This is a genomic window from Succinatimonas hippei YIT 12066 (assembly GCF_000188195.1).
Taxonomy (GTDB): Bacteria; Pseudomonadota; Gammaproteobacteria; order Enterobacterales; family Succinivibrionaceae; genus Succinatimonas; species Succinatimonas hippei.
The window spans coordinates 1-9,750 of the sequence record NZ_GL830983.1 but is presented as its reverse complement, the minus strand read 5'-3'; the positions used below and the strand labels follow the sequence as shown (position 1 = coordinate 9,750).

General features: G+C 41.3%; 10 protein-coding genes. 3 read left to right on the top strand and 7 right to left on the bottom strand.

Annotation, left to right across the window (positions count from 1 at the left end):
- Both HMPREF9444_RS11220 and gpmM read left to right on the top strand, forming a co-directional pair.
- On the top strand, nucleotides 1–198 hold a 198-nt coding region (locus HMPREF9444_RS11220), incomplete at its 5' end, for a hypothetical protein (protein WP_222859201.1).
- A 13-nt stretch (nucleotides 199–211) separates the two neighbouring features.
- Nucleotides 212–1,747: a 2,3-bisphosphoglycerate-independent phosphoglycerate mutase gene (gene gpmM / locus HMPREF9444_RS04520; RefSeq protein ID WP_009143183.1), complete on the top strand. Its 1,536-nt coding sequence runs from the start codon at nucleotides 212–214 to the stop codon at nucleotides 1,745–1,747.
- 99 nt (nucleotides 1,748–1,846) lie between these two features.
- On the opposite strand, the gene HMPREF9444_RS04515 is transcribed toward gpmM, so the two are convergent.
- Nucleotides 1,847–2,632, bottom strand: coding sequence for a class D beta-lactamase (locus HMPREF9444_RS04515; RefSeq protein WP_040909229.1), 786 nt, complete (start codon nucleotides 2,630–2,632; stop codon nucleotides 1,847–1,849).
- Nucleotides 2,633–2,702: 70 nt separating this feature from the next.
- Nucleotides 2,703–4,061, bottom strand: coding sequence for a metallopeptidase TldD-related protein (locus HMPREF9444_RS04510; protein ID WP_009143181.1), 1,359 nt, complete (start codon nucleotides 4,059–4,061; stop codon nucleotides 2,703–2,705).
- 168 nt (nucleotides 4,062–4,229) lie between these two features.
- Here HMPREF9444_RS04510 and yjgA point away from each other — a divergent pair, with 168 nt between their 5' ends.
- Nucleotides 4,230–4,811, top strand: coding sequence for a ribosome biogenesis factor YjgA (yjgA, locus tag HMPREF9444_RS04505; protein WP_040909227.1), 582 nt, complete (start codon nucleotides 4,230–4,232; stop codon nucleotides 4,809–4,811).
- Here the strand turns inward: yjgA and tldD are convergent, their stop codons facing one another.
- The 5 genes from tldD to HMPREF9444_RS04480 are packed head-to-tail and all read right to left on the bottom strand — an operon-like array spanning nucleotide 4,812 to nucleotide 9,415.
- Nucleotides 4,812–6,257 carry a metalloprotease TldD gene (gene tldD / locus HMPREF9444_RS04500; RefSeq protein WP_009143179.1) on the bottom strand — a complete coding sequence of 482 codons (1,446 nt, stop codon included), beginning with the start codon at nucleotides 6,255–6,257 and terminating at the stop codon, nucleotides 4,812–4,814.
- A gap of 2 nt (nucleotides 6,258–6,259) precedes the next feature.
- On the bottom strand, nucleotides 6,260–6,847 hold the full coding sequence (locus HMPREF9444_RS04495) for a Maf family protein (protein WP_009143178.1): 588 nt from the start codon (nucleotides 6,845–6,847) through the stop codon (nucleotides 6,260–6,262).
- Nucleotides 6,847–7,368 carry a rod shape-determining protein MreD gene (gene mreD, locus HMPREF9444_RS04490; RefSeq protein ID WP_009143177.1) on the bottom strand — a complete coding sequence of 174 codons (522 nt, stop codon included), beginning with the start codon at nucleotides 7,366–7,368 and terminating at the stop codon, nucleotides 6,847–6,849. Before mreD ends, HMPREF9444_RS04495 begins: the two co-directional genes overlap by 1 nt.
- Nucleotides 7,361–8,338, bottom strand: coding sequence for a rod shape-determining protein MreC (gene mreC, locus HMPREF9444_RS04485; RefSeq protein WP_050778998.1), 978 nt, complete (start codon nucleotides 8,336–8,338; stop codon nucleotides 7,361–7,363). The genes mreD and mreC overlap by 8 nt, the downstream gene beginning before the upstream one ends.
- 24 nt (nucleotides 8,339–8,362) lie before the next feature.
- Entirely contained in the window at nucleotides 8,363–9,415 is a 1,053-nt protein-coding gene (locus tag HMPREF9444_RS04480) for a rod shape-determining protein (protein WP_009143175.1), read from the bottom strand.
- Nucleotides 9,416–9,750: the final 335 nt, after the last annotated feature.

Genomic DNA, 9,750 nt, shown 5'->3' with positions numbered 1-9,750 from the left:
GTTAATTGTCTACCAAACGGGGTACAGTTCACAATTGAGGGCTTTTTTATAGAATATTTAACAGGATTCATTCAAATAACAAAGTTCTTGCTAATTGCCCAAACAACAATTGTGATTAAATTTAGCGACAATACCGCCTTTCTTTGTCCAACTTCGCTTAAAAAAGGTACAATTATTAGTTGGAATTTCTTTTTTTAATGAGAATTAAACGATGGCTACCAAAAAAACTTTAGCTCTTATCATTATGGACGGTGTCGGTGACAATCCGGTTACCGAATTCAATGCTTTCGCTCACGCCAAACATCCCGTTTTGGATTCACTTTGCGCCCACTACGCTCATACCGATATTCAGGCATCTGGTAAATATGTAGGCTTGCCTGACGGTCAAATGGGCAACTCCGAAGTCGGTCACACCAACATAGGCGCAGGACGTATCGTTTATCAGGAACTCACTCGCATTACCAAAGCTATTGAAGACGGTGATTTCTTTAAAAACGCAGTTTTATGCGAAGCTGTAGATAAAGCCGTTAAAGCTGACAAAGCCGTTCATATCATGGGTCTTTTATCCCCGGGCGGCGTTCACAGCCATCAGGATCATATCCTTGCTATGATTAAGCTTGCCGCGCAGCGCGGTGCCAAAAAGATTTACCTGCACGGCTTCGGTGACGGACGTGACGTTCCGCCGCGCAGCATCCTTGAGTACATCAAGCCTTTTGAAGAACTCTTTAAAGAGTTAGGCGTAGGACGCTTTGCCACCATCGTCGGACGTTACTTTGCCATGGATCGTGACAACCGCTGGGATCGCGTCGAACAGGCTTATGACGTTTTAACTTTAGGCAAGAGCGAATTCCCTTCATTCCCATCTGCAAAAGACGCAATTGAAGCTGCCTATGCTCGAGGCGAAAACGATGAATTCATCAAAGCCTCTGTTATCGGCGAAAAGGTTCCGATGGAAGATGGCGACACCATGATTTTCATGAACTTCCGAGCCGACCGCGCCCGTCAAATCACTCGTGCTTTTGTTAACGCTGATTTTGACGGTTTTGCCCGCAAAGCAACTCCTAAACTTGCCGATTTCGTAATGCTTACCCAGTATGCTGCGGACATTCATACCGCCTGCGCCTATCCTCCTGAGGATTTAAAGAACACCTTAGGCGAATGGCTGTCCTCTCATGGCAAGACTCAGCTGCGCATTTCAGAAACCGAAAAATACGCACACGTTACTTTCTTCTTCAACGGCGGCGTTGAAACCGTATTCCCCGGTGAAGATCGTACCTTAATCCCGAGCCCGAAAGTAGCCACTTACGACTTGCAGCCTGAAATGAGCTCTCAAGAACTTACCGATAAGCTCTGCGCCGCTATTGAGTCAGGAAAGTATGATGTCGTAATCTGCAACTATCCTAACGGCGACATGGTAGGACATACCGGTGTTTACGATGCTGCAGTTAAGGCTGTTGAAGCAGTTGACAGCAGTATCGGCCGCGTTATTGAATCTTTAAAGAAAGTCGGCGGCGAATGCCTCATTACTGCTGACCACGGCAACTGCGAGCGTATGAAAGACTTGACCACCGGTCAGCCTTACACCGCTCATACCAACTTGCCTGTTCCTTTCATTTACTACGGACGCAAGGCTCATATGCGCGAAGGCGGACGCCTTTGCGACATCGCTCCGACCATGCTTTACTTAATGGGTATGCCTATTCCCGAAGAGATGACCGGAACTTCTATCGTTACTCTTGATGAATAACTGATTTAACATCAAGATATTTATATAAAAGGAGGGTGACTAAAAAGTCACCTTCTTTTTTATTATCAAAAACAATGTGTTGAATATTAATTTGCAGTATTACAAATCTAATTTATCTATTCCTTTCTTTACTAAATCAATTCTTAATGCATACGGTGTGTTTTCATTCATATCTATATTAAGTGCAAATATATAGGTTTGGCTTTCCTTACGGATGAAACCGACAAACCAACCTATTTGATTAGGTCCTGAACTAAGTCCGGTTTTTCCGTACAAAACATATTTATCGTTAGCTTCAAGCTTTAAAATATTTTCCACTTCTTTTTGTGCAGCCTTAGAGCACGGCAATTGCCCGTTAAGCAGCTTTTCTAAAAAGTTTATTTGTTCAAGCGCAGAAATTTGCAGCGTTCCGTCAAGCCAGAAAGAAGTTACGTCACTTCCAATTCTGTAATTACCATAATCAAATAAAGTTAAGGATCTCTGCATTCTTTCATTACCGATTTTAACTGCCATTACTTTAAAAGCTTCGACATTTGACGTCTGCACCGCTTCTTTAAGCCCCATGTCTTTTTGCCACGACTTTAAAAAGTATTGACTGTGTCCGTCATAACGGAAAAATATTTCATCAATGTTTTTAACTATTCCTTGATCTAAGGCAATAAGACTATGCGCAATCTTAAATGTCGAAGCTGGAGGAAAACGCTTAGCTGCACGTATTTTGTCAGAGACCAATATGCTGTCTGCGTTAAGCTCCTTTATTGCCATAACTCCGCTATAGTCATCAAAAACTCCGGCTAAATTTTTACTATATTTAACTTCTGCAGCGTTTCCGTGAAAGCAGATCAACATAGTTGCCAAAACAGCAACAAATCTTAATAAACGCATTTTTATCACTAAAAACAAAAAGCGCTTGAACATATTGATTATCAAGCTCTTTTTTCTTTAAAAAACTTACTTAAATACCGGAAATTGTCATATCAGGGATTAAAAGAGATCCTGATTTTATCTTAAAGCGATCATCATAATCATTACCGACAAGCGCAATTTTCTTAAACATATCTTTTAGATTACCGGCAACGGTAATTTCTTCTACGGCGTGCTTGCGCTCACCGTTTTCAAAATAAAAGCCCGCAGCACCCCTTGAATAATTGCCGGTTAATAAATCAACGCCTTGTCCCATCAAATCGGTAATGACAATCCCCGATCCTGCATCTTTCATCATTGCATCTAAACTTACAGGATCTTTATCTGACACCACGCAAAGATTATAAACGCTGCCGGAATGCCCGTTTGTCTTTAAATTAAGCTTCCGTGCAGTATAAGAACTTAATAAAAACTCTTTAAGTACTCCTTTTGCCACAATATCACCGACTCTTGCCTGCACTCCTTCACCGTCAAAATTGCCTGAAGCAAGACCTCCTGTAATAAAAGGATCTTCATGCAATGTTATAAACTCAGGTAATACCGCTTCATTTAAGCTCTCATGCAGAAAAGTAGTTTTACGGTATACTGCACCGCCTGAAATAGCGCTTAAAAGATGTCCCCATAAGGACATCATGGCTCCCTTTGAAAAAATTACGTTATAAATCCCAGTGGCAATTTTCTTGGCATTTAATTTTTCCAAAGTACGATCTACAGCTTCTTTCGCAACTATTTGAGGATCTTTTAATTTTGCAAAATCAAGACTTGTCGAATATCCCGATCCGCGCTGCATCTTAATACCGTCATCTCCTAAAAGGGTAAGACCTAAGTAATTGAACGTACGAGCTTTGGTTCCGACAAAACCGTGGGAGTTAGCAATCGCTTTTATCACCAATGAAGTTTCACAGCCTGCTCCGTCACTGTCTTTAATACCCTTAATTTTATCCTTTAAAACAATCTTTTCAGTTTCAAGTGCCAAAGCTAAAACTTTATCAACATCTTCCGTTAAAGGATAAACAAGCTTTAAATCTTTTTCTTCTGTGCACAAATCTTCCTTATCGGCAATACCGGCACAAGGATCGGCGTCGGTAAAAGAAGCAAGATTTACAGCTGCTTCAACACATGATTTGATAGCATCAGCACTAAAGTCCGTAGTAGAAGCGTTGCCGCGCTTTTTATTTTTAAAAACAGTAATATCAAGTCCGCGATTTTTATTAAACTCGATATTTTCAACATCAGCTTTACGAGTTGAAACCGATAATCCTTTCTGCAAACCGATGGTAGCTTCAGCTTCATCAACACCTAATGATTTAGCATATTCAACTGCTTTTTGTGCTATATCTTTAATTCTGCTCTCTTCTTTTGCGATAGCTGCGTAAAAATCTTCTGTCATTTTTTATCCGCTTTCCTTTTAATTTAAATTGCTAGCGTCAATTGTATCCGAAGCTCAGTAAAAAAGCCAAAATTTACAAGCCGTCCAAGATACCTTCACCGAGTTTTAATTTTGGGATCGGCAAAATTTCGGCTAAAATTGAGCAACATACAGAAAATGAGGATCACCATGGCAGAACAACAGCATTTTGAAGGTTTTGACAGCGAACCTGAAGAGTTAAGCCGCAGTGCATACAAGAGAGAAGCTCAAGCTATTCGTAAACTTGCAGATAAAATTGCCGACTTGGGAACATTATCTTTTAAACATTTAAACTTCCCGGACGAAAGTGTTAAAGAAGCTTTTGTCATAGCCCGCGGCATGCGCAAAAACTCAGATGAAAAACGCCGTCAACTGCAATTTGCAGCCAAGCTTCTTCGTGCCTATGACGCAGAAGATTTAAAAAAACAAATCGAATCAATCGGTGCCACCCCCAAAGCCGATCCTAACGCTATGCGTCTTGAAAATCTGCGTGAAAATTTGATCCGCGGTGGCGTCAAGGCTTTAAATACTTTTACTGCGGTAATTAACGACACTGACAGAAATAAATTAAGAACCCTTATTAAAAAAGCAAAAGACGAACTTGCCCAAGAAAAAGGCGAACGCCCTGCAGCTCGAGCCTTATTTAAATATATAAAAAGCGAATTGCAGCGCAGCGGCGCCGCAATTCCCGATGAACTTGCCAAGCCCTACATTGAGGAAGAAGGCAAATAATTAAGCTTGAGTACCGCCTACGGTTAATGCATCGACTTTAAGCGTAGGCTGTCCGATACCGACAGCAACCGACTGTCCGTTCTTACCGCATGTTCCTATTCCGGCATCAAATTTCAAATCGTTTCCTACCATAGACACCAGATTCATAACTTCAGGACCGTTTCCGATTAAAGTAGCTCCTTTAATCGGCACATCGATTTTGCCGTTTTTAATCAAATAAGCTTCAGATGTACTGAACACGAACTTTCCTGATGTAATATCGACCTGTCCGCCGCTGAAGTTAACGGCATAAATACCGTCTTTAACTGAAGAAATTATTTCATCTTTAGTGTAATTGCCGGGCAGCATATAAGTATTGGTCATGCGCGGCAGCGGCAGACAGCTGTATGACTCGCGGCGTCCGTTGCCGGTTGATTGAACCCCCATCAGCATAGCATTCTGTCTATCCTGCATATAACCTTTTAATATGCCGTTTTCGATTAAAACCGTATGCTGACTTACAGTACCTTCATCATCACAGCTTAAAGAGCCGCGCCTATCTTTTATGGTTCCGTCATCAATAATGGTGCAGGCAGAAGATGCAACCTTAGTTCCGATCTTATCGCTGAAAGCCGAGCTCTTCGTGCGATTAAAATCACCTTCAAGACCGTGTCCTACGGCCTCATGAATCAAAACACCCGGCCATCCGGCGCCCAATACCACGGGCATAGTTCCTGCCGGAGCCGGAATTGCTTCCATATTAACAGCGGCAGAGCGAACCGCCTCTTTGGCCAGAGATTCAACTACACCTTCTTTTGTAAATCTGTCAAAAAGGTAAGCTCCGCCGGTTGAAGCAAAGCCCTGCTCCATTCTTCCGTCGGATCCTGCCATGATAACCGTGACCGACAACTGTGCTGTAGGCTTTATATCACAAACAAAAGTACCGTCAGTATTTACTACGATTTTATGACAATATAATCCGCCTAAACTTGCCATAACCTGTATTACACGTTTATCAAGAGAACGTGCACATTTATCGAGCTGCTCTAAAATCGAAACTTTTATCTCGCGCGGCAAACTGTCAATAGGGTTTTCATCTGTATATAAAGGGGTAAAATCTTTTCTCGTTAAAATTTTAACTTTGCCGCATTCATGCCCGCTGCTGATACTGCGAGCCGCTTTACACGCCTCGATAAGCGAAGTTTTGTCAATAACATCAGAGTAAGCAAACCCGGTTTTTTCTCCAAGAACCGCTCTTACACCGACCCCCTTTGAAATATCATAAGATCCGCCTTTAACGATCCCCTCTTCTAAAAAGAAACTTTCGGTGACATTTTTCTCAAAGTACATATCACCAAAATCAATCTTGCGTGATGCAAGCTCCGATAATGCCTTATCTAAAAAGTTTCTATCTATATCTGCAGGATCAAGAAGCACGGATGATGCTTTTTTAAAAATATCCGACATAATTACTTTAACGCCTTAACCGTTCTTGGAAAAATTGAAAAGCGCTCTAAAGCTTCACGAGTCTGACAAGCCGGAAGACCTACTACCGAACTTACCGATCCGTTAACTTTTTCAATAAGCATTGCCGCAATTCCCTGCAATGCATACGAACCTGATTTATCGTCGCTTTCTCCCGAATCTACATAAATCTTTGCCAATCGTTCATCAAAATGAGAAAAAGTGACATCAGTTACGGTCACAAATTCTTCTTTACCTTGAGGACCGACGATACAAACTGCGGTATAAACCTGATGCGTCTTACCTGAAAGCTTTAATATCATATTAAGCGCATCTTCACGATCGTGAGGCTTACCTAAAATCTCATTGTCACACACGACAATAGTATCAGCAGCCAAAACCACGTTTTTAGAATAATTGGTAAAAACCGCAAAAGCCTTATTATGAGCAAGACGAACCACTAAATCATAAGGTTTTTCCCCTTCAAAAGGATTTTCGTCAATTTCCGGAGAAACAATAATAAACGTCAAGCCCATATTATTTAAAAAATCGCGACGTCTTGGAGAGGACGAAGCCAAAATTAAGTCGTACATCAATCTTCCTGTTCTGCGCCAAATGGCACAACTGCAAATTTTTTACATAAAAACTTAAGCAACAGTGCAATAAACATCCATGCTATCGTAGTGGCGATTGCAGTACCGATAAAATTGACATGGTAATTTCCGGCACCTAAAAGGTGTTCAAGCCAATATGCGACAACATGAGCAATAATATTTACCAAACCGATGATTATTGCCTGCTGATAAATAACATAATTTGAAAAACGTCTAAACTGCGTATGAATAATAAACACCTGTGAAGCACAAATAAGAGCATTAATAGCCAACGGCGCACCGGTAAGCAAATCCAAAAATAATCCGCAAATCCAGGCAAGACCTATATTGATCCTTTGCGGATCAAAAAAAGCAAAATAAATTAACACTAACGCCAAAAAATCCGGACGAAACATTTCTATTTCGGCAGGAAAGTTCACTATTTCAAGAAATAAAGCAGTAAAAACCGAAAAACCGAACACCAGATAACTTGAATGTTTGGGGGCTTTTTTCTTATCCATTAAAAGCCTCCTTTTTCATATCCGAATTTTTCGGATTAATCAAAGACAGTTTTTCAAGCGCTTTTCTTATCGACTCGCGCTTTAAAACATTTTTTGAATCGGTACGACTCTTAACAGGCAGTGATTCTTGACTATTTTCGTTAAGAAAATCATCTTGAACCCAAAGCATCAGCACATAGCGGATCTGATCAAAATCCACCAAAGGTGCGGCTTTGACTGAAGCAAAGGTTGCCGATTTATCACCACCTACCTCTGTTACCACAGCCACAGGATATCCTGCAGGGTAAACACCGCCCAAACCTGAAGTAACAAGGACGTCACCTACCTTTATATCGGCATTGCGCGGAACATTATCAATTGATAATAAATCATGGACACCGACCCCCGAAGCTATAGCCCTTATCTGGGAACGTAAATTCATAACCGGAACCGAGCTTACCGAATCAATAAGCAATAAAACCTGTGAACTTGCGTAATTTGCCGAAATTACCTGTCCGACTAAACCTTTTTCAGTAATAACCGGCATGCCTACGTACACCCCGGATCCGGTACCGCGATTAATTACGACCCGTTTTAAATACGGATCAATATTCACATCAAGGACAATGCCGACCATTCGCTTTGACGTTTCCTGTAAAGGAGTATTGAGCAGCTTGCGCATATGGGCATTTTCAAGTTCCAATGATTTAAGGCGCAACAAATCGGCCCGCTGAGTATAGAGCTCACGAGCAAGCTGTTCATTTTCACTTATCAAAGCTTCACGGCTTTTAAACTGCTCTGTTACCGCATCGGTTATCGATCGCGGAGAATCGGCAAAAACCATTACCGGATATAAAGCAGTCTCAAGATAATAACGAAAATCGCTCATCACCTTTAACTTGATATCAGAAAGCATAACCACTATCGATAGCAAAAAGATGAGAGCGAAACGAAAAATGTACCAGCCGTTTGAAATTTCAGGCTTATTCAAAACGCAACCTCAGAAAAAGATCTTTTAATCAAAGACCTCGCTTTCTCTTGCATCGTACATTTCAAGAGCACGACCACCGCCACGAGCTACACAGGTTAACGGATCGTCTGCTATAACTACCGGGATTCCCGTTTCTTCACGAATCAACTTATCAATATTATTTAAAAGGGCACCGCCGCCTGAGAGCATCATGCCGCGCTCGGCGATATCGGCCGCAAGTTCCGGAGGAGTTCTCTCTAAAGCAACTCGCACGGCACTGATAATGCCTTTTATCGGATCGGATAACGCCTCAAGAACTTCATTTGAGTTCAAAGTAAAAGAGCGTGGAACACCTTCAACAACGGAACGGCCGCGAACTTCAATCTCCTTCATTTCCTGCTCTGCATATGCAGATCCGATTTCAATCTTGATTTTTTCTGCAGTAGACTCACCTATTTCGTAACGCTTGGTGTTGCGCACATAATTGATGATTGCCTGATCAAAACGATCACCGCCGATACGTACAGAATTTGAATAAACGATTCCGTTTAAAGAAATAATCGCGACCTCAGTAGTACCTCCGCCGATATCAATGATCATAGATCCTGAAGCTTCGGACACAGGCAAACCGGCACCGATTGCAGCAGCCATCGGCTCGGTAATTAAAAATACCTCACTGGCCCCCGCCCCCTCAACGGACTCACGTATTGCACGTCTTTCAACTTGCGTAGCACCGCAAGGAACACATACTAAAACTCTCGGGGAAGGCTTAAAAGGAAAGAAGCGTGAACCTGCAAGAACCTTATCAATAAAGTACTGCAGCATTTTTTCCGTATATTGGAAGTCGGCTATCACACCGTCTTTCATCGGACGAATTACCTCAATATTTTCAGGATTACGTCCGAGCATTACTTTAGCGGCTTTACCCACGGCATCAACTTTACGCTGAGCTCCGCCATTTCTATCAAGTCTTACCGCAACGACTGACGGCTCATTTAAAACGATGCCTTTATCTTTTATATAAACAAGGGTATTTGCCGTTCCCAAATCTATCGACAAATCATTGGAAAACAAGCCGCGCAATTTTCTAAATAACATTATTCGGCACCAACATTTTGAAAAATAAGACAAAAAACTTTTAGAATTGATATGTTCTTAAGAAGAAAAGTATACCATAAGAGTATTTTTACCGTAGCTTATATTACGCAAAAAGCTCAAAATCAAATACAAGACAAATGCCGAAAAAGTCTGCTTAAAATTAACAAAAAATCTTCGTTAAAAAACAAATCATTGCACATCTTGATATAACTTGTACTAGATTTTTAGGAAGTAAGACTTTTTTAGCTAAGAAAAAAACAAAATCCCCTTAATACGTATCAAAACGGCGATTAAAAAATTCCCCGAACTCTGCTGTTCTAGATAGAAATAAAAGA